At 62.6% G+C, this 20,410-nt stretch carries 19 protein-coding genes; 10 read left to right on the forward strand and 9 right to left on the reverse strand.

The features are described from left to right. Nucleotides 1–8 precede the first annotated feature (8 nt). Entirely contained in the window at nucleotides 9–1,535 is a 1,527-nt protein-coding gene (gene cls, locus I6E42_RS04795; RefSeq protein ID WP_235370788.1) for a cardiolipin synthase, read from the reverse strand. A gap of 27 nt (nucleotides 1,536–1,562) precedes the next feature. Beyond that, on the reverse strand, nucleotides 1,563–2,021 hold the full coding sequence (locus I6E42_RS04800) for a metallophosphoesterase family protein (RefSeq protein ID WP_235370789.1): 459 nt from the start codon (nucleotides 2,019–2,021) through the stop codon (nucleotides 1,563–1,565). Between the two features lie 44 nt (nucleotides 2,022–2,065). Here I6E42_RS04800 and I6E42_RS04805 point away from each other — a divergent pair, with 44 nt between their 5' ends. The 3 genes from I6E42_RS04805 to I6E42_RS04815 all read left to right on the forward strand — a co-directional run bounded on the left by I6E42_RS04805 (nucleotide 2,066) and on the right by I6E42_RS04815 (nucleotide 3,370). Then, on the forward strand, nucleotides 2,066–2,362 hold the full coding sequence (locus I6E42_RS04805; RefSeq protein ID WP_235370790.1) for a hypothetical protein: 297 nt from the start codon (nucleotides 2,066–2,068) through the stop codon (nucleotides 2,360–2,362). A gap of 134 nt (nucleotides 2,363–2,496) precedes the next feature. Then, on the forward strand, nucleotides 2,497–2,934 hold the full coding sequence (locus I6E42_RS04810) for a hypothetical protein (RefSeq protein WP_235370791.1): 438 nt from the start codon (nucleotides 2,497–2,499) through the stop codon (nucleotides 2,932–2,934). Between the two features lie 259 nt (nucleotides 2,935–3,193). Then, nucleotides 3,194–3,370 carry a hypothetical protein gene (locus I6E42_RS04815; protein ID WP_235370792.1) on the forward strand — a complete coding sequence of 59 codons (177 nt, stop codon included), beginning with the start codon at nucleotides 3,194–3,196 and terminating at the stop codon, nucleotides 3,368–3,370. 37 nt (nucleotides 3,371–3,407) lie between these two features. On the opposite strand, the gene I6E42_RS04820 is transcribed toward I6E42_RS04815, so the two are convergent. The 4 genes from I6E42_RS04820 to trpS form a co-directional block, all read right to left on the reverse strand. Then, a complete protein-coding gene (locus I6E42_RS04820) occupies nucleotides 3,408–4,172 on the reverse strand; it encodes a hypothetical protein (RefSeq protein ID WP_235370793.1) in 765 nt (254 codons plus the stop codon). A 27-nt stretch (nucleotides 4,173–4,199) separates the two neighbouring features. Further along, a complete protein-coding gene (wecB, locus tag I6E42_RS04825; RefSeq protein ID WP_235370794.1) occupies nucleotides 4,200–5,348 on the reverse strand; it encodes a non-hydrolyzing UDP-N-acetylglucosamine 2-epimerase in 1,149 nt (382 codons plus the stop codon). Then, nucleotides 5,345–6,484, reverse strand: coding sequence for an MraY family glycosyltransferase (locus tag I6E42_RS04830; RefSeq protein ID WP_235370795.1), 1,140 nt, complete (start codon nucleotides 6,482–6,484; stop codon nucleotides 5,345–5,347). The genes wecB and I6E42_RS04830 overlap by 4 nt, the downstream gene beginning before the upstream one ends. A gap of 68 nt (nucleotides 6,485–6,552) precedes the next feature. Further along, nucleotides 6,553–7,551 (reverse strand): tryptophan--tRNA ligase, encoded by a 999-nt coding sequence (gene trpS / locus I6E42_RS04835; RefSeq protein ID WP_235370796.1) that lies wholly within the window; start codon nucleotides 7,549–7,551, stop codon nucleotides 6,553–6,555. A gap of 156 nt (nucleotides 7,552–7,707) precedes the next feature. On the opposite strand from trpS, the gene I6E42_RS04840 reads away from it, so the two are divergent. Further along, entirely contained in the window at nucleotides 7,708–7,953 is a 246-nt protein-coding gene (locus I6E42_RS04840; RefSeq protein ID WP_328284080.1) for a GIY-YIG nuclease family protein, read from the forward strand. A 125-nt stretch (nucleotides 7,954–8,078) separates the two neighbouring features. Here the strand turns inward: I6E42_RS04840 and I6E42_RS04845 are convergent, their stop codons facing one another. After that, nucleotides 8,079–9,905: a CvpA family protein gene (locus tag I6E42_RS04845; protein ID WP_235370797.1), complete on the reverse strand. Its 1,827-nt coding sequence runs from the start codon at nucleotides 9,903–9,905 to the stop codon at nucleotides 8,079–8,081. Nucleotides 9,906–10,188: 283 nt separating this feature from the next. Between I6E42_RS04845 and gltX the strand changes: the two genes are divergently transcribed. From gltX to gltA, 6 genes are all read left to right on the forward strand, one after another. After that, the gene (gene gltX / locus I6E42_RS04850) at nucleotides 10,189–11,679 is read left to right on the forward strand and encodes a glutamate--tRNA ligase (RefSeq protein ID WP_235370798.1); all 1,491 of its coding nucleotides are present in this window, start codon (nucleotides 10,189–10,191) and stop codon (nucleotides 11,677–11,679) included. Between the two features lie 310 nt (nucleotides 11,680–11,989). Beyond that, entirely contained in the window at nucleotides 11,990–12,847 is an 858-nt protein-coding gene (gene rfbA, locus I6E42_RS04855) for a glucose-1-phosphate thymidylyltransferase RfbA (RefSeq protein ID WP_235370799.1), read from the forward strand. 82 nt (nucleotides 12,848–12,929) lie between these two features. Further along, the gene (locus tag I6E42_RS04860) at nucleotides 12,930–13,931 is read left to right on the forward strand and encodes an asparaginase (protein WP_235370800.1); all 1,002 of its coding nucleotides are present in this window, start codon (nucleotides 12,930–12,932) and stop codon (nucleotides 13,929–13,931) included. A 138-nt stretch (nucleotides 13,932–14,069) separates the two neighbouring features. Further along, on the forward strand, nucleotides 14,070–16,016 hold the full coding sequence (locus I6E42_RS04865) for a bifunctional metallophosphatase/5'-nucleotidase (RefSeq protein ID WP_235370801.1): 1,947 nt from the start codon (nucleotides 14,070–14,072) through the stop codon (nucleotides 16,014–16,016). A 99-nt stretch (nucleotides 16,017–16,115) separates the two neighbouring features. After that, a complete protein-coding gene (locus I6E42_RS04870) occupies nucleotides 16,116–16,964 on the forward strand; it encodes a sulfide/dihydroorotate dehydrogenase-like FAD/NAD-binding protein (protein WP_235370802.1) in 849 nt (282 codons plus the stop codon). Beyond that, nucleotides 16,957–18,342: an NADPH-dependent glutamate synthase gene (gene gltA, locus I6E42_RS04875; protein WP_235370803.1), complete on the forward strand. Its 1,386-nt coding sequence runs from the start codon at nucleotides 16,957–16,959 to the stop codon at nucleotides 18,340–18,342. Before I6E42_RS04870 ends, gltA begins: the two co-directional genes overlap by 8 nt. A gap of 532 nt (nucleotides 18,343–18,874) precedes the next feature. Here gltA and I6E42_RS04880 read toward each other — a convergent pair. Beyond that, the gene (locus tag I6E42_RS04880; protein WP_235370804.1) at nucleotides 18,875–19,087 is read right to left on the reverse strand and encodes a hypothetical protein; all 213 of its coding nucleotides are present in this window, start codon (nucleotides 19,085–19,087) and stop codon (nucleotides 18,875–18,877) included. A gap of 75 nt (nucleotides 19,088–19,162) precedes the next feature. Then, entirely contained in the window at nucleotides 19,163–20,341 is a 1,179-nt protein-coding gene (locus I6E42_RS04885; RefSeq protein WP_235370805.1) for a nucleoside recognition domain-containing protein, read from the reverse strand. Between the last annotated feature and the right edge of the window lie 69 nt (nucleotides 20,342–20,410).

Below are 20,410 nucleotides of genomic sequence, written 5' to 3' on the forward strand. Positions count from 1 at the left end.
GCATTTGTTCACATCAGAGGCGCGAAGACCCGGAGAATGCTCCGGTAAAGCTGGAGCAGAATGTTCAGATGCTTGAAGCGGCGGATGGAGATGGGCTCACAGACCGCGAGGGTCTTCTCAAAATCCTGGCGGATGTCCTGGATGCAGGGGGCCTCGCACAGCCACACGCCGTCCTCAAAGTGGAGAAACAGGCTGCGGTAGTCCAGGTTGACGGTGCCCACAGTGGCAAAGCGGCCATCCACCACAAAATTCTTGGCATGGATGAATCCGGGGGTGTACTCGTAGATCTGGACCCCGGCGTCCAGCAGGGGAGGATAGTGGGCCCGGGTGACCTCAAACACATACCGCTTGTCAGGGATGTGGGGGGTGATGATGCGGACGTCTACTCCCGATTTTGCGGCGTTGCACAGGGCGGTGTTGGTGGCCACGTCAATGACCAGGTAGGGGGTGGTGATGTAGATATACTTTTTGGCCTTGGCGATCATGTTCAGATAGACCGCCTGGCCCACCGCCTCATGATCCAGCGGGGTATCTGTATAGGGCTGTACATAGCCGGTCCAGGGCCGCACCGGAGCCGCGGCGGGGCGGAAGCGGTCAAAATCCTCATCCAGGCCGCAGCAATTGTCCCACATACTCAGAAACATAATGGTCATGGACCAGACGGCGTCCCCCTCCAGACGGATGACGCTGTCCTTCCAGTGGCCGAACCGCTCAATCTGATTGATATATTCGTCGGCCAGATTGATCCCGCCGGTGAAGCCCACCTTACCGTCTACGATCATCAGCTTGCGGTGGTCGCGGTTGTTGAGGCGGAGAGAGAGCACGGGGACAAAACGGTTGAAGACACGGCACTGGATGCCTTTGGCCCGCATCTGCTGGTCATAGTCCCGGGGCAGGGTGAACATGCAGCCCATGTCGTCGTACATCAGGCGCACTTCCACGCCCTGGGCGGCTTTTCGTTCCAGGATCTCCAGGATACTGTCCCAGAAGACGCCGGGCTGGATGATGAAATACTCCAGAAAGATATAGCGCTCCGCCTTTTCCAGTTCCTCCAGCATCCGGGGAAATGCCAGGTCGCCCAGGGAAAAGTATTCCGTTTCCGTGTTGGTGTAGGCGGGGCAGGCGGCATACTGCTCCAGATAGCTGGCCTGACAGGCCGCGTCGCCGCCCAGGGGGAGCAGGTCGTCAGCCTTGAAGTCCTCCCGGAGGGCCAGGGCGGATTTGTCCAGGATGCCCTGCATCTGCTTCTGGGTCCGGCGGGAGATGTGGCCGCCGCCCGCCAGCAGGTAGAAGATGCCCCCGAAGACCGGGAAGGGCAGGATGAGCAAGAGCCAGGCGATCTTGTACCCGGGCTCCATCCGGCTGCTGACGATGGCGAGGGAGGCGGCGACGCTGGCAATGATGCAGCACCAGTAAAAGGTTTCGATATGTTCGGAGAAGGTGACCACCATCATCATTAGAAACAGGATCTGCGTGAGCAGGGCGAGGGCCACAAAGACCGAGCGGTGAAACAGAATATAGAGGAGTTTTTTCACGGGTGGGAACGAGCCTCCTTACAATGGTCAGGGCGTGGGCAGAACGGAACACTGGATCGTTCCGTCCTCGATCACGATCAGTCCGAAGCTGGCGCGGCTGGCTCCGGGATTCAGCATCCAGAGGCCGTCCTCCAGCTGTTGGCACAGGGACTTGTGGGTGTGGCCGAAAAGCAGAATGTCGGCGCCCACGGACCGGGCGTCGGCCACGGCGGCCTCATAGCCCTTCTTGACGCCCCACAGGTGGCCGTGGGAGAGGAGGACCTTCTTTCCGGCCAGGGTGATCTGCTTCTTCAGAGGATCCATGGTCCAGCCGTCGCAGTTGCCGGGGACCATACAGACCGGGAGCCGGGGGTAGACGTAGGTCAGCTCCTCGGCGTCCTCCTGAAGGTCCCCCAGGTGGATGACCTGGTCGGGGGCATGGGCGTCAATGGCGTTGAGCATCCCGGCGCGGGAGCGGTGGGAGTCGGAAAAAACCAGAATTTTCAAATTTGTCACCTCGGCGGTCGGTACGCATATACTGGAGTGAAATCATGTGGGGAGTGATGAACGTGCAGTTCAAGGGGAATCCGGAGGCCTCGTTCAAAGGTATGGCGGCCGGCCTGGAGAAAAACCGGGCGGCCATCTCCAAACTGGCCCAGTCCAGCGACGCCCGGCAGCTGATGGACCTTCTGAGCCAAAAAGGGAGCGTCCAGGAGGCGGCCAAGGCGGCTGCGGGAGGAGACGTCAGCCAGCTGATGGCCATGATGAACCAGCTGATGAGCACCCGTGAGGGGGCGGAGCTGGTGGAGCGGATCGGAGATCAGGCCAAGAAGGCCGGACTGGAATGATCCATACGCGGACGGGATGGCGGTCAGGCTGGTCCGCGGACCGGGCAGACGGCGCTGTCACCAAGGGAACCTGACCGCACGCTTCAAAGACCTACGGCGCGAAGCGGGGTAAACAAGGGGAGGGAAAAGGCGGCATGGCTGAGTTCGAGGACAAATTAAATGCTATCCTGGGCAACCAGGAGGCCATGAGCCAGATCATGTCCCTGGCCCACTCCCTGTCCGGGAGCGGGGGCCCCCTCCAGAGCGGCGGGGAAAGGGAACCGTCTGCCGGCCGTGATTCGACTGGGGAGGAGCGGGATGACAATTCTCCTCCGCCTGCTCCGCCGCAGCCCGACCTGTCCGCCCTGCTGGGCCAGTTGGACCCGGGCATGCTCCAGATGGGGATGCGGTTGGTCCGGGAGTACCAGGGAAACGACGACCGGAACGCCGCCCTGCTGGCCGCCCTGCGCCCCTTCCTGAAAGAGGACCGGAGGGCCAAGCTGGACCGGGCCCTGGAGATCGCCCGGGTGACCCGGCTGATCCGGGTGGCCCTGGGGGCCATGGGCGGAAAGGGGGAGAGCGGCAATGTATAACCGTTATATCCCGGCGGACACAGCTTATACCCAGGTCAAGGAGCCGGCGCCACAGGAGGAGGCAAGATCCCGCCGGGAGCCGGAAAACCGCCCGGGTCCTGACGGGCGTACGCCTGTGGAGCAGCCTCGGGGCCAGGGAAACAGTAGGCCTTCCACGGGCGGCGGGTCTGCTCCGGGGTTCCGTCCGCCGCCTTTTCCCGGGGGAAAAGAGGGCCTGTCCGCCCTGTTCGCGGGAAAGGAGCGGGGCGGGCTTGCCGGGATGCTGAAGACGCTGCATCTGGAGGACATCGACCCCGGGGACGTGCTGCTGCTGCTCATTGTCCTCTATCTTCTGGTAGAGGGGGATGACCTGGAATTGGTCATTGCCCTTGGGCTGGTACTCATTATGGGCCTGGGAGAGGAAAAAAACGAAAAAAAGGAGTCTCAGGAATCTTAAAACAGAAGGGGGCGGCTGTGACCGCCCCCTGTTGGTGTCAGGAAAGTGAGTGCAGCTCGCTGCCGTCCGGCAGCGTGAAGGAGGCAGTGGTGGGACAAGGGGAGGCGATAGGGGAGTAGGCGCTCATCCGGTAGACCAGTTCTCCCGCCTGCTCTGTCTCCGCCGCGACCAGAAGTCCGGAGTCCACGCTGACCCAGTACCGCTCCACCTGTTCCGGGTCCTCCAAACGGACCTCCACATAGACACAGGCCAGATCTCCGCGCAGCTCATAGCCTGCGGCGGTGATGGTATCCGGGTCCAGATCCAGCACTGTCTCGTAGGTGGGCAGGCGCTGGGCAAGATCGGGGGACAGGCTGTCCGCGGGAGCGGTCTTGTACTGCTGAGAGCCGTCGTACCAGTAGTAGATGGTATCTTCGCCCACCAGATCGTGGCGGACGGCGCCGGAGGGCAGGACCTGACGGCTGTGCGTCCAGCCCCCGTCGGTCCAAACCTGGACGGTCAGGGAAGAGGAGCCGCCCGCCCAGAAGGTCTCCACCGTCAACTCCCTGTAGTAGCTGTCAGAGCGGGTCAGGGTGGCGATGACGCTTTGGACCGTCTGGGGGGTCACCGACACGGTTTGATACTGCCCCGGGTCCTCTTCCGGGGAGGTGGAGGAACCGTCGCCTGATTCCGCGTCCAGGCTGGGCAGTACCACCGAGGGAGTGTTCAAGGTAAACAGGCTGCGGCCGAAACTGGTGAACATGGCGGCCGCGATCAGAAAGATGACGGCGATGGCGATAATCAGGCGGTTTTTGGGTTCCATGTCGTCACCTCATTCTCCAGTGCAAACTCAAGGAAGGAAAGCCTCGGGTGCCTGGGGCCTCAAGCCGAAGTGCCACTCGATGGCGTCAGCGATGCGGCGGCAGGCCTGACCGTCGCCGTAGGGATTGACGGCGTGGGCCATCTTGTCATAGGCGGCAGGGTCGGAAAGCAGCTGAGAAGCCATGGAGAAGATGTCCTCCTCCTCCACGCCGGCCAGCTTGACGGTGCCGGCGGCCACGGCCTCGGGGCGCTCTGTCTCCCGGCGCAGCACCAGCACCGGCTTGCCCAGGGCGGGGGCCTCCTCCTGGAGTCCGCCGGAGTCGGTCATGACCAGGTGGCACCGGGCCATCAGGTTGTGCATCTCGTCCACCGCCAGTGGGGCGATGAGATGGATGCGGGGGTGGCCGTCCAGGTACTTGTGGGCCGCCTCCTGGACCACAGGGGACAGGTGGACGGGGTAGACTAGCTCCACCTCGGGGAAGACGTCGGCCACCCGGCGCAGGGCGGTCATGATGTTGGTCATGGGCTGGCCGTAGTTTTCACGCCGGTGACAGGTGACCAGGATGACCTTTTTGTTGACATAATCCAGTTGATTCAAAACGCCTTCCGCAAAGGTGAAATCCTTGACAACTGTGGTCTGGAGGGCGTCGATCACGGTGTTGCCCGTCAAAAACACGCCCTTGGTGATGTTCTCCCGGGCCAGATTGTCCCGGTTGGCGGGGGTGGGGCAGAAGTGGAGGTCAGCGATGGCGCCCACCATTTTCCGGTTCATCTCCTCGGGGAAGGGGGACCACTTGTCATAGGTCCGCAGACCGGCCTCCACATGGCCCACCGGGATCTGGTGGTAGAAGGCGGCCAGGGCGCCGGCGAAGGTGGTGGAGGTGTCCCCGTGGACCAGGACCAGGTCGGGCTTGGCCTCCTCCAGTACCTTTTCCATGCCCAGCAGGCATTTGGAGGTGATGGTGGACAGGGTCTGCCGGGGCTCCATGATGTTCAGGTCATAGTCTGGTTTCAGTTTGAAAATATCCAGCACGGAATCCAGCATCTGGCGGTGCTGGGCGGTGACGCAGCACAGGGCGTCAAGGCCGGGACGCCGGGCCAGCTCCAGGGCCAGGGGGGCCATTTTGATGGCCTCGGGCCGGGTGCCGAAGATCGTCATAACTTTGATGTTGCTCATTTGTCGGAACGGTCCTCCTCGCCAAAAAAGTTGTCGTTGCCGGCGATCTGGGTCGGATGAGGCACATGGGGCTCATCCGGACGGTCTTCCTTGCTGACATTGTGACCGAGGTAGATCTTGGCCGCCACGCCGCCGGCCAGACACAGGGCCATCAGGAACAGCATGGCCTTTTCGGTGCCGCTGGTGGTTAGCACCACGGCGGACAGGCCCAGGATGGCGCTGATAAGGTACAGGGTAGCCACCGCCTGCTTCTGGCTGAAGCCCATGTCGATGAGCCGGTGGTGGATGTGTCCCCGGTCAGGGGACATGGGGGACTGGCCTTTGGCCAAACGGCGCAGAATGGCGAAGCAGGTGTCGAAGATGGGCAGGCCTAGCATGAGGAAGGGCACCGCGAAGGAGATGATCATGTGGAATTTAAACAGGCCCTGGATGGACACCGTAGCCAGAATAAAGCCCAGGAAGGTGGACCCGGTGTCTCCCATAAAGATCTTGGCCGGGTTCAGGTTGTAGGGCAGAAAACCGATGCAGGCCCCTGCCAGGGCGGCCATGAGGATGGCCACGTCGGGCTCAGACACGATGAGTGCGATGACCAGCAGGGTCATGGAGCTGATGGTGGACACGCCGCAGGCCAACCCGTCCAGTCCATCGATGAGGTTGACGGCGTTGGTGATGCCCACGATCCACAGCACCGAGATGGGGATGGACAGCCAGCCCAGCTCCCAGTAGGGCTCGCTGCTGAAGATGTTGATATTGGACAGAATATAGATCCGGTTGCCCGCCAGAACGGCAAAGAGGGCGGCCGCGATCTGGACCAGGAATTTGGGCTTGGCGGGCAGGGCGTAGATGTCGTCAAAGATGCCGAGAATGACGATGATCACGGCGCCCATGAGCATCCCCCGCAGCTGCTGGGTGAGGGGCTGGAAGATCAGAACGCTGAGGATGAAGCCGAAAAAGATGGCCAGTCCGCCCATCCGAGGGATGGGATGGTCGTGCATCCGGCGGTTGTCCTTGGGCACGTCCACGGCGCCCACCTTGAAGGCAAGGGACTTGACCACCGGAGTGGAGATGAGGGCCACCACGGCCGCGGCCAGCAGCGCGGCGGCGGCGGTACCAACGGCAGGAAGTTGAATGGTCATATGGAACCTCTTTTTTATTTCTGTGGCGAAGCGGTGACGCTCCGGTTCGGATGTGGGAAAGAGGGGTGTCAGCGGGCCACGAAGCCCACCTTCTTGTAGACCTTGCGCAGGGTCTTGTTGGCGACGTAGGAGGCCTTTTCCGCGCCGGCCTTGTAGACGGACTCCAGATAGGCCTTGTCGCTGAGGATCCGGGTGGCCTCCTCCCGGATGGGCCGCAGGGTCTCGATGACGGCGTCGCCCACGGCGGGCTTGAAGGCTCCGTAGCCCTTTCCGGCGAACTCCGCCTCGATCTCGTCAAAGGTCCGGCCGGTGACCGCGGCGTAAATGTTCATCAGGTTGGAGACGCCGGGCTTGTTGGCCGGGTCGTAGCGGACGCAGTTTTCCGTGTCGCTGTCGGTGATGGCCCGCTTGAACTTGCGTTGGATGTCCTCGGGTTTCTCCATCAGGAAGACGCAGCCCTCAGGGATGGATTTGGACATCTTGGAGTCGGGGGTGGTCAGGCCCATGATCCGGGCACCGGCCTTGGGAATATAGGGCTCGGGGACCTTGAACACGTCGCCGTAGATGCCGTTGAAGCGCTGGGCCACGTTCCGGGTCAGCTCCACGTGCTGCTTCTGGTCCTCACCCACGGGAACGAAGTCGGGCTGGTAGAGCAGGATGTCGGCGGCCATCAGGCAGGGGTAGGTGAACAGGCCGCCATTGATGTTCTCCTTGTGCTTGGCGGACTTGTCCTTGAACTGGGTCATCCGGGACAGCTCGCCGAACATGGTGTAGCAGTTGAGCACCCAGCCCAGCTCCGCGTGCTGGTGGACATGGGACTGGATAAACAGGGTGTTCTTCTCCGGGTCCAGGCCGCAGGCGATATACTGGGCCAGCTGCTCCAGGGTGCGGCGGCGCAGGTCGGCGGGGTTCTGGCGGACGGTGATGGTGTGCATGTCGGCCATGAAGTAGTAGCAATCAAACTCGTCGGCGCGGGCCGCCCAGTTCTTGATGGCGCCCAGGTAGTTGCCCAGATGCAGGTCGCCGCTGGGCTGAATGCCGGAGAGCATAACTTTCTTTTCATCCATAACGGTGCAGGTCTCCTTACGATTCAGGCGCAGCCGGATGGTGCGCCCATATAATATCAAATTATTCTACCACGCAACGGCGGGAAACGCAATAAAATGTTCTTGGGATTTCCACTGAAAATGTGATACAATGGACACAAAAAGGGGGGAGAAGCCGTGGCCTGGTACGTCTATATGCTGCGGTGCGGGGACGGGACCCTGTACACCGGGATCACCGACGACGTGGAACGCCGTCTGGCCGCCCACCGGAGCGGGAAGGGTGCCAAGTATACCCGGGGCCGGGGGCCGCTGGAGCTGGTCTACACCGAGGAGCAGCCCGATAAGTCCGCCGCCCTCCGCCGGGAGGTTCAGATCAAAAAGCTGCGGCGGGAGCAGAAAGAAGCGTTGATTGCAAAACCATAGGGCCCGATGCCCTCATCGGGCCGTCAGGAAGGCCGGCCATCCGCCGTAGGGGAGGGCCCATGTGGCCGTCCGGATAAGAAAAAGCAGGAGCGACGATTGTTCGGCGCTCCTGCTGGCTTTTCTGCTTAGGGGGCGGTGAGGATGGCGGCGGAGCCGTCGGCAGAGCCGATGACACCCAGTTCTTCGCCGGAAGTGGGGGCGAAGATGGTGTCAGCGGAGTCCTGCAATTCCGAGATGTGGACCGGGTCGGTGATGACAGTAGGCAGGGCCCGTTTGACGATGGTCAGGGTGTACCCATCCAGAATGGAACTCTCCGAGCCCTCATCGGGGACAGCGTGGTCGATGGCGACGGTGTCGCCCACATTCAGGGTGACCACCTCCCGGTTCTGGGCGGCGGAGAGTGCGTAGAACACCTCCTCGCCCTCCAGGCGAATGAAGTAGTAAGTGTTGCCGTTCAGCACCGCGGTGCGGATCTCAGCCACCTTGCCGCTGGCCTGGGTCTGGGGCAGCTCCTCGGGGGTGGAGATGCCCTTGTCCGCCAGCATCTGGATATAGGTCTGCTCGCAGGCGGAGACGGTGGAACCGGTGGCCACGATCTGGTACTGGGCCACGTTGACCATGGCGTAGCTCTTGACCAGGTTGGTGGCGTCTTTCAGGGGAATGAAGTAGGTGGGCTCTCCGGCAATGTTCAGCAGCAGGGGGAAGGTGGCCACATAGCCCAGGTCCTGGACTACGCCCTCTGCGGAGGCCTGGGCGGCGGCCTCGGTGGCGCCGGGGGCCTCATAGAAGTGGGTCTCCTTGGTGCGCATGTTGCACAGCAGGAAGCCCAGGTTGGACTGGTCGGCGTTGGCGGAGGTGACGCCGGTGTAGACGTACACATCGTCGTTCATGGCGATATAGTTGTAGCCATAGGTGGTCTTGGTCACGCCCTTCTGGCCCAGGATGGAGTTGATGAAGCCGTTGATCAGGGTACCGTGGTAGTCGTACTGCTGGGTGATGAGCTCAGGGACGTAGAGGGTGTCCACCCAGGTGGGCACCTCCTCATAGTACTGGCTCTCGCCGGTGATGGCGTCCACCAGCACCGCGCCCTGGATGTCGGTGCCGCCGAACAGGCCGATGGTCCGGACCACCCGGGGGGCGATCCACCAGGGATGGCCGTCCTCGTCCACCTCAAACTCGGGGGTGGCGAACATCATGGTGGGGTACTGGAAGCGCAGGTGGCGCATGATGTTCCGGTTCAGGGGCTCGGAGAAGGAGTATTTCATCCCCTCCTGGAGGCGGACCACCGTGGCCTCCTGGGTCACCATGTCCACCACCACATAGGCGGGCAGGCCGTTGCCCCGGTTGGTGAACCACTTCACCAGGTCGGCGTAGGCGATGGGAGCCACCCGGACGGGGCGGCCCTGGTAGTTGATCTGGGTGGAGTCGTTGGAGTACTCAAACTGGCTGACCATGTCGCTGAGGGTGCCCATCTGGCGGTCCCCCAGGAACTCGGCGGACTTCCGGTCCAGGGTGGGGATCTCGCTGAAGGAGATCTGGGCCACGTCAGTGGAGAAATCCCCGGTCTCCACGGTGAGCAGGTCCCGGTAGGCGGAGGCCCGGAAAATAGGCAGGGAGATGACCTGGCCCACCACGGCCACCACCACCACCGCCGCAAACAAAATGCCCACAGGCAGGCAGCGGCTCTTGACGAAGCCCAGCCACTCCTTCAGCTTTTCACCCGGGGTTCGCACCACGTTGTCGTGGGGAGCGCCGGACAGCAGAAAGACACAGATGACATAGATCAGGCACAGCAGACCGAGGAAGCTGTAAAACTCACCGTCATGGAAATTCAGCGCGGGCAGAGAGACATAGAAGTAGACGAAGCCCACCACGGCCGTGACGGCCAGGCTGAGCAGGGTGCGGCTGAACCGCCTCTTGGGCTTGCGGGCAGAGGATGTTGTATCGCTCAAAACAATTCTCCTTTTCAGCATTCGGTTGTGGATGTAGCAACATATAGCATAGCCTATTTCGGGGGAAAAAGCAACGGCGGCCAGATTAAAATTGGATAAAGGGGCGGCGGGACGGACTAGTACACATTCCGCGCGGCGCTGTCCTCCGGGTCCCGGCGCCCCGCAGCCGGGGAAAACAGAACGCCCCAAACGTCCCCTTGCCAAACCGGAAAAAATCCCATATAATATAGCCGCTGACAAACGAGAATACCGGCGGCTCCGCCGCCGTGACGGAGGAATGGACATGGCACTGGATATGAAGTATTTTGAGGAGATGGAGGCCAAGATCCCCCACGGAAAGGTCCGCACCCGGTTCGCCCCCTCTCCCACGGGGTATATGCACGTGGGCAACCTGCGCACCGCCCTGTACACCTGGCTCATCGCCCGGAACGCGGGGGGCACCTTCATCCTGCGCATCGAGGACACGGACCAGGGCCGACTGGTGGAGGGCGCCACCGACGTGATCTACCGCACCCTGGCCGAGTGCCACCTGGACCACGACGAGGGTCCCGATGTGGGCGGCCCCGTGGCCCCCTACATCCAGTCGGAGCGCCGGGACACCTACGGCAAGTACGCCCGCCTGCTGGTGGAGAAGGGCCACGCTTACTACTGCTTCTGCGAGAAGACCGAGTCGGAGGAGGACTCCGGCGAGTTCGACCGGGCGGCGGACCCCTGCCGGGACCTGCCGCTGGAGGAGGCTCTGGCCCGGGTGGGGGCCGGCGAGCCCTATGTCATCCGCCAGAAGATCCCCGCCGAGGGCTCTACCACCTTCCATGACGCCATTTTTGGGGACATCACCGTGGAAAACAGCACCCTGGATGACCAGGTGCTGATCAAGCGGGACGGGATGCCCACCTACAACTTCGCCAACGTCATCGACGACCACCTGATGGGCATCACCCACGTGGTCCGGGGCAGCGAGTACCTGTCTTCCGCCCCCAAGTACAACCTGCTGTACGAGGGCTTCGGCTGGGAGGTCCCAGTCTACGTCCACTGCTCTCCCGTCATGCGGGACGCCCAGAACAAGATGTCCAAGCGCCACGGCGACCCCTCCTACGAGGATCTGAAGGCCCAGGGCTTCCTCACCGACGCCATTTTGAACTACGTGGCCCTGCTGGGCTGGTCCCCCCGGGGGGAGCTGGCGGAGCAGGAGGTCTTCTCCCTGGAGGAGTTGGCCAAGGCCTTCGACCTGAACGGCATGTCCAAGTCCCCGGCCATCTTCGACATCGAGAAGCTGACCCACTTCAACGCCCTCTATCTGCGCGCCATGGCCCCGGAGGACTTCGCGAAGGCAGCAGAGCCTTATATCAGAAGCGTTGTAAAGGATAAAACCCTGTCGGTTCCCGCCATCGCCGCCCTGCTCCAGGCCCGGTGCGAGAAACTCACCGACATCCCGGAGAAGGTGGACTTTTTCCAGGCGCTGCCCGAGTACGGCCTGGACCTGTTCACCAACAAGAAGTCCAAGACCAATCCCGAGGTCTGCAAGACCATGCTGGAGGCGGCCATCCCCATGCTGGAGGGGCTGGAGGGCTGGACCCAGGAGGCCATTCACGACGGACTCATCGCCCTGGCGGAGCAGCTGGCGGTGAAGAACGCCACCATCATGTGGCCGGTGCGCATCGCCGCCGCCGGCAAGGCGGTGACCCCCGGCGGGGCCGTGGAGATCTGCCAGATCCTGGGGAAGGATGAGACCCTCCGCCGCCTGAAGCTGGGCCTGGAGAAGCTGAGCGCCTGAGAAACGGCTTTGTTCGGAGCAAAGGGAAAGACGGCCGTGCGTGCGCCCTGTTTCTTACAGATTTCGGTGGCAAGAAGCACACGGAAAGGGGACCGCCACGGTTCCCTTTCTTTCTCGAGCCGCGGGATTATGGTTCTCCGCCGTCCATCCCCGCTGTCGTTTCCGGGTATTCCTGAAAGTTCCCGGAAGAAAAACGATGAACTCTTGTAAACTTTCGCCGGGCATGGTACAATCACAGCGGAGCGGCGGCAGACGGGAGAAAGCCGGCGCCGCTCCGGAAGCATCCGCCTACGAACTGAAGGAGGAGCGTATGAAAGGAATCGTTCTGGCCGCGGGCAAGGGCACCCGCCTGTACCCCATGACCAAGCCGGTGTGCAAGCCTCTGCTGCCGGTGTATGACAAGCCGCTGATCTATTACCCCATCGCCATCCTGATGCAGGCCGGCATTTCCGACATTCTGGTCATCGTTCCGCCGGGAGAGACCGCCACCTTTACCGCCCTGCTGGGCACGGGGGAGCAGTACGGACTGCATATCTCCTATGCCGAGCAGCCCGTGGCCCGGGGCATCGCCGACGCACTGCTCATCGGCCAGGAGTTTGTGGGCTGCGACCGGGTGTGTCTGGTCCTGGGGGACAACATCTTCTACGCGCCCACCCTGGGCGCCACCCTGAAGCGGGCGGCGGCCAACGACCGGGGCGCCACTGTCTTCGGCTATTGGGTGGAGGACCCCAGGCCCTTCGGCGTGGTGGAATTTGACAAGGACGGCAAGGCCATCTCCATTGAGGAGAAGCCCCGCTACCCCAAATCCAACTATATCATCCCGGGCCTGTACTTCTATGACCACCAGGTCATGGAGATTGCCCGGAACCTGAAGCCCTCCGCCCGGGGAGAACTGGAGATCACCGACGTGAATCTGGAGTACCTGCGCCGGGGCCAGCTCCAGGTCATTCCCCTGGAACGGAATTTCACCTGGCTGGACGCCGGCACCGCCGACAGCCTGCTGGAGGCCGGCCAGACCATCAAGCATATCCAGGACACCACCGGACGCTATGTGGGCTGTCTGGAGGAGCTGGGCCTGTATGAGGGCTGGATCTCCGAGGAGAAGGTCCACGCCATTGGCACGGAGTTAGGCATGACCCTGTATGGCAAGTATCTCCAGTGCCTGTAAAGGAAAAACGCCTACCAGAGAAGGGGCTGGCAACAGCTCCTTTTTTGAGCGGTCCCCAGTCTGACAAGGGAGGAATGTCCCCATGAGACGCATCCTGATGCTGGCCACCGGCGGCACCATCGCCTCCAAGGAGAGCGGCCACGGCCTGAGCCCCGCCATCACCTCGGAGGAGATCCTGGGGTATGTTCCGGCGGTGGGGGAGCTGTGCAGCGTGGACGCCGTCCAGCTGATGAATTTGGACAGCACCAATATCGGTCCCTCCCACTGGCTGGAGATGGCTGCCGCCATCCGGGCGCGTTACGACCAATATGACGGCTTTGTCCTTACCCACGGCACCGACACCATGGCGTATACCGCCGCCGCCCTGTCCTATTTGATCCAGGATTCCCCCAAACCCATCGTCATTACCGGTTCCCAGAAGTCCATCTGCCTCCACGACACCGACGCCCGGATGAACCTGTACAACAGCTTCCTCTACGCCTGCGACCGGGACTCCCATGATGTGAGCCTGGTCTTTGACGGCAAGGTGATCCTGGGCACCCGGGCCAGGAAGGAGCGGACCAAGAGCTTCAATGCCTTCTCCAGTGTGGATTACCCGGAGATCGCCGTCATTCGGGACGGCAGGCTGATCCGGTATCTGGCTCCCACCGCTTATTCCTACGGGGCGGAGCCCGTTTTTTATGACCGGCTGGAGGACCGGGTGCTGCTGCTGACCCTGATCCCAGGAATGGGGGCGGAGGCCCTGCGGCGGCTGCGGGACAGCTACCAGGCGGTGATCCTCCAGTCCTTTGGCGTGGGCGGGCTGCCCGGCGGAAGCGGCGGGGCTCTGGCCCAGGCTATGGGGGAGTGGATGGAGGCAGGCAAGACTATTGTGATGATGACCCAGGTGCCCTATGAGGGAAGCGACATGTCGGTGTACCAGGTGGGGCAGCAGGTGAAGGAGAAATATCAGCTGATGGAAGCCTATAACATGACTCTGGAGGCCGCCGCCACCAAGCTCATGTGGGCCCTGGGCCAGACCAGCCGCCCCGAAGAGGTGCGGGAACTGTTCTACCGCCCCGTCCAACACGATGTAATTTGTTAAAAAATATCAAAGATACGCTTTAATTCGATAGTTCGCTGGTGAAAAAGTGAACATTTGCCAATTATTCGTCACGATACGATAATCACGCCGCAGGTAATTTGTGGCAGAATAACCACTGGAAGAAAGGGTGGGTGACCCGTGAGAGTTCCGCGCCGTGTTGTCGGGGCGTTGATGGCTCTGGTGCTGCTGTGTACGCTGCTGCCCACGGCGGTTTGGGCCGGCGCGCCGGCCTGCACCACCACCGTCCTGTTCACCCACGACCTCCACTCCCACTTCCTGCCCCAGCGGACGGAGGACGGGGGAGCGTCGGGGGGATACGCCAGGCTGAAGACGGCGCTGGACCGGGAGCGGGCGGAACATCCCGACGCCCTGGTGGTGGACGGCGGCGATTTCTCCGTGGGCTCCCTGATCCAGACCCTGTACACCACCCAGGCCGCTGAGCTGCGGACCATGGGCGCAATGGGTTATGACGCTGCTACGGTGGGAAATCATGAGTTTGACCACAAGGGAACGGGCTTTGCCCAGATGCTCAACGCCGCCGTCCTCAGCGGGGACCGGGTGCCCGCCTTGCTGATGGCCAATTACTGGCCTTCCGCCGAGGATCCGAACCAGCTGGATATCCAGCGGGCCATGGCCGCCTACGGTGTGAAGGACTCTGTGCTTCTGGAGCGGGGCGGCGTCACCTACGGGATTTTTGGCCTGATGGGGGAGGACTCCCACGACTGCGCGCCCACCTCGGGCTTTGTTCTGGAGGACCGGGTGAAGAGCGCCCAGCGGTGCGTGGACAGTTTGAAGGAGCAGGGCGCCCAATTTATCATCTGCCTGTCCCACTCCGGCACCAATGAAAAAGAAAAAAAGTCTGAGGACGAGCAGCTTGCCAAAAAAGTGGAGGGCATCGACCTCATCGTCTCCGGACATACCCATACCACCCTCACCGAGCCCATCGTGGTGGGGGACACCTATATCGTCTCCGCCGGCCCCTACTGCGAGAATCTGGGGTCCATTACCCTGACCTGGAGCGCGGACGGGGCCAAGAGCCTCACCGACTACCGCCTGATCCCCATTGACGAGACGGTCCCGGAGGATCCGGAGATCTCGGCCATGGTGGAGGGCTGGAAATCCCAGGTGAGCGGAAGCTACCTGGCACGCTATGGATTCAGCTATGACCAAGTATTGACCACCGGCGGCTTTGACCTGGAGACCCCGGAGTCCGGGCTCCAGGAGGGCAACGCCCTGGGCGAGCTGGTGGCTGACGCCTTTTTGTGGGCATCCCGGGAACTGGTGGCCGACGCCCCTAGTGTGCATACTGTGGCCGTCACTGCCGACGGCGTGCTCCGCGCCCCGCTGTACGCGGGAGAGATCACCGCCTCCCAGACTTTCGATGTGCTGTCCATGGGGGTGGGAGAGGACGGAACCTCCGGCTTCCCCCTGGTGGAGGTCTACCTCACCGGGAAGGAACTGAAAGCCGCCGCCGAGGTGGACGCCTCGGTGACCCCTATCATGCCCGTGGTCCAGCTGTATCTGTCGGGGATGTCCTACTCCTTCAATACCCACCGGATGTTTTTCAACCGGGTGACCGAGGTACAGTTATACCAGGACACGGTCGGGGACGGGAACAGCAGGGACCGGGCGTATACCCAGATCGACGATGACCAGCTGTACCGGGTGGTCACCGGGATGTATTCCGCCCAAATGCTGGGCACGGTGAAAAGCAAGTCCATGGGCCTTTTGTCCCTGGAGCCGAAAATGGCCGACGGGAGCCCCGTCACGGATTTCAACGATTGCATCCTCTATGATAAGAATGGCAGCGAGATCAAGGAGTGGTACGCGCTGGCGGCCTACCTCCGGTCTTTCGGTGAAAATGGCCTGCCGGACTGGTATGCCGCGTCCGACGGCCGCAAGGACGTCAACCGCAGCTGGAGCCCCATCCAGCTGCTGAAGCACCCCAACTGGATCACCCTGGCCGCCCTGGCCGTCCTGGTCCTGGTGGCGCTGGCGGTATATTGGGCGGTCCGGACCCTGGTGCGGCGGCAGCGCCGCCGCCGCTATGGAGGCGGATACCGCCGCCGCCGGTTCGGCCGGTAACTCATGTGATCTGCGCGGCATGTCCGCGTTCGATATTGGAATGGATAAGAAGGGACGCCGGGTTGGAAGCCGGCAAAACAAGTAAGAGGAGGATCCGCAGTGAAGAAGTATCAAATCGTCAAGAAAAAGACGCTGACACCAGAGATCTCCCAGATCTCCGTGTACGCGCCGCTGGTGGCCGCCAAGGCCAAAGCGGGCCAGTTCATCATCCTGCGTGTGGATGAGGAGGGGGAGCGCATCCCTCTGACCATCTCCAGCGCGGAGAATGAGCTGGTCACTGTGATTTTCCAGAAGATCGGCGGCAGCACCCTGGCTCTGGACGAGCTGAACGAGGGCGACTGCCTCCACGACTTCGTGGGCCCTCTGGGCGTCCCCACCGAGGTGGAGAATCTGGGGCGGGTGGCCGTCCTGGGCGGCGGTCTGGGCTGCGCCATCGCCCTGCCTGTGGCCCGTGCCCTGCATGAGGCCGGCAACCAGGTGGACCTGATCGGCGGCTTCAAGACGAAGGACATCATCATCCTGGAGGAGGAGATGTCCCACGCCTGCACCGACCTGCACATCTGTACCGACGACGGCACCTACGGCTACCACGGCTTCGTCACCGGCAAGCTGGAGGAGCTGATCAACAGCGGGGTCAAGTTTGACCGCGTGTTTGCCATCGGCCCCCTGATGATGATGAAGTTTGCCTGTAAGCTCACCGAGAAGTACAACATCCCCACCACCGTCAGCATGAACCCCATCATGATCGACGGCACCGGCATGTGCGGCTGCTGCCGGCTGACCGTGGGCGGCGAGGTGAAATTCGCCTGTGTGGACGGCCCCGACTTTGACGGCCACAAGGTGGACTTTGACGAAGTCATCGCCCGGAACGCGACCTATAAAGAACACGAAGCCAAGGCGAAAGAGAAGCATCTCTGCCGCCTGGGAGGAGGTGCCATGAATGGCTAACATGCAGATGACCAAGACTCCCATGCCGGAGCAGGACCCCAATGCCCGCAACGCCAATTTCAAAGAGGTGGCCCTGGGCTACACCCTGGAGCAGGCCATGAATGAGGCCCAGCGGTGTATCCACTGCAAGAACCCCGCCTGTGTCAGCGGCTGCCCCGTGGGCATCCCCATCCCCGATTTCCTGGCCAAGGTGGCCGAGGGCGACATCGCCGCCGCCTATGAGATCCTGTCCAACGCCAACGCCCTGCCCGCCATCTCCGGCCGCGTCTGCCCCCAGGAGAACCAGTGCGAGGGCAAGTGTGTCCGTGGCGTCAAGGGCGAGCCCGTGTCCATCGGCCGTGTGGAGCGCTTCGTGGCCGACTGGGCCGCTGAGAACGGCATCGCCAACGTGGCTACCGCCCCCAAGAACGGCCATAAGGTGGCTGTCATCGGCTCCGGCCCCGCCGGCCTGACCTGCGCCGGCGAGCTGGCCCGCATGGGCTACTCCGTCTCCGTCTTCGAGGCCTTCCACACTCCCGGCGGCGTGCTGAGCTACGGCATCCCCGAGTTCCGTCTCCCCAAGGCCATCGTGGCCCGGGAGGTTGCCAACCTGGAGAAGATGGGCGTGGACATCCAGCTGAACATGGTCATCGGCAAGGTCCTGACCATCACCGAGCTGTTTGAGATGGGCTATGAGGCCGTCTTCATCGGCTCCGGCGCCGGCCTGCCCATGTTCATGAAGATCCCCGGCGAGTCCCTGGTGGGCGTGTACTCCGCCAACGAGTACCTGACCCGCATCAACCTGATGAAGGCCTATAAGGAAGACGCCGAGACCCCCATCCTCCACAACAAGAAGGTGGCTGTGGTGGGCGGCGGCAACGTGGCCATGGACGCTGCCCGCTGCGCCAAGCGCCTGGGCGCCGAGGTCCATATCGTCTACCGCCGCTCCGAGGCGGAGCTCCCCGCCCGTGCCGAGGAGGTCCACCACGCCAAGGAGGAGGGCATCATCTTCGACCTGCTCACCAACCCCATCTCCATCGAGGGGGATGAGAAGAACCACGTCCAGTCCATCACCTGCGTGAAGATGGAGCTGGGCGAGCCCGATGCCTCCGGCCGCCGCCGCCCCGTGGTCATCGAGGGCAGCGAGTTCAAGACCGAGGTGGACGCCGTCATCATGGCTCTGGGTACCCAGGCCAACAAGATGAGCTATAACGGCACCCCCGGCCTGGAGGAGACCCGCAAGGGCTGCGTGGCCGCCGACGAGACCGGCGCCACCTCCGTCCCCGGCATCTTTGCCGGCGGTGACGCCGCCACCGGCGCCGCCACTGTCATCCTGGCCATGGGCGCCGGCAAGCAGGCGGCCAAGTCCATTGACGCGTACATCAAGAACAAGCAGTAAATCCCTGTGTTATGATGCCAGCGCCCCGCACAAAGCCGTGCGGGACGCTGGTTTTTTATCTCTTGCCGGACAACGGCCCAAGTGGGATTTTGCGCTGTGATGTATTGCGGCAGGGCGGGGGCAAGCCCCCGCCCTGCCCGTAGGGCCAGATGCCCTCATCGGGCCGCACTGGGGAGAGCATACTCTGTAGGCGGCACGGTGACGCGCACCTGCGCACAGACCGGCCATCCCACTGTAGGGGCGGCCCCATGTGGCCACCCACCTGCCCACAATAGCAAAACCACCCAATGTTGTGGCAAAAGTCCAGTTTTTGGGACCGCACTTGAGATAGTATAAAAAACAGCGGTAAGGCAGCATGCGGGCCTATTTCCGGTTTTTCAGACCCACGCGGGGAATTGGAGCAATAAAAAACGCACTCCGGGAAATATCCCGGAATGCGTCCGACCATATGTGTGTATCAGAAAAAGTCCGGCTCCCGAAACCTGACCCGGCGGAAAAATGCAGCTGCGGGGACCCGGGGGCTGGACCCGGCTCACAGCTTGAAGTCATCGCCGCTGAGACCACCGCCGCGGAACTTGGCGGGGCGGGGGGGCACCCGCTTCAGCGGATCATACTTGAAAGAACGGCAGTGGGAGCCGGCGGCCATGACCCCCTTTTTGGGGCATACCACCTGGTCCTCACCCATGGTCCGCCCGTGGGCGCAGTAGGTACAGCGGGGCTCGATTTTCTTCTGGAACAGATTCATGGGGGCACTCTCCCTTTCCGTTGCTGATCCTATTATAATGCGCGTCAGCCCAATCTTCAAGTCCAATTCAGCGTGTCAGCCCGCGCATATGTGTTTCCTGTGATTTTTTCTCACCACCCAGGCGGACAGCAGCAGAAAGAGCAGCCAAACCGTCCAGGCCGCGGCTGCCGAGATGGTCAGGGCGCGGTGGAAGTCCAGTCCGGCGATGGCCTCGGTCTGTTCCGCCAGATAGGCGGAGGCGGGGGCGTCCATGGGCAGCAGCCGGGTCAGCGCGGCGATCAGGAGGGCGGAGAATATACCGTGGAGGGACTTGCCCGCCAGATACGTCCCCAGGGACAGGCCGCTGTCCCCCAGGAAAGCCATGACCTGGCAGTGGACGGAGACTCCCGCCCAGCCCAGCATGAAGGCCGCCATGGACAGCCGCCCGGTGAAGGACCCGGCGGTGAGGGATGACACTCCCGAGGATACCTCCAGCAGTCCGGTGAGCAGCCGTTCCGCCCATGTCTGGTCGAGGCCCAGGGGGGAGAACAGGGCGGAAAGGACTCCAGCAAGGGCGGTGAGCAGCCCGGAGAGGGTGAGCATCCGGATGGCCACGGTGAAAAAAAGAATAAAGGCGCAGATGTTCAGGGTGGACTGGAGGGCGCCGGTGATTGACCCGGTAAAGGCGGCGGGGACGCTGACGCTCTGGAACTGGACTCGGCCGTTTTCCCTCCCCCGGGGCCCTTCTCCGGGGCGGTAGAAGCGGAAAATCAGCCCCACCAGCACGGAGGCGGCCAGATGGCACAGGTAGAGGACCAGCCCCACCCGGCCGCTGCCGAAGACGCCGGCTCCCACTACGCCGAGAATGAAGGCCGGGCCGCAGTTGTTGCAGAAGGCCAGCAGCCGCTCCGCCTCCGTCCTGGTACACTGGCCGCTCTGGTACAGGTGGATGGCGGTCCGGGCGCCCACGGGGTACCCGCCCACAAGGCCCAAGGCCAGGGCGGCGGCACAGGAGCCGTTGACCCGGAACAGGGGTGCCATCACCGGCTCCAGCACATTTCCCAGGTACCGGGACATGCCCAGCTCCACCACCAGGGAGGAGAGCACGAAGAAGGGAAACAGGGAGGGGATGATCACGTTGCCGCACAGGCTCAGGCCGTCTTTCATGGCGGCCACGGCCTGCCGGGGCCAGACCACCAGAGAGGCGGCGGCCAGAAGCAGCCCAACGCCCAGAAACAGGTCACGGTAAGCTTGCTTTCTCAAAAGACGGACCACGGCGGTACCTCCCTACAGTCTGCAATCGAAAACGGCCTCTCCTCAAAGGGGCGGGATTCAATATATGAG

Origin of the sequence: Pseudoflavonifractor phocaeensis, from assembly GCF_021531815.1 — a bacterium.
Lineage (GTDB): Bacteria > Bacillota > Clostridia > Oscillospirales > Oscillospiraceae > Lawsonibacter > Lawsonibacter phocaeensis_A.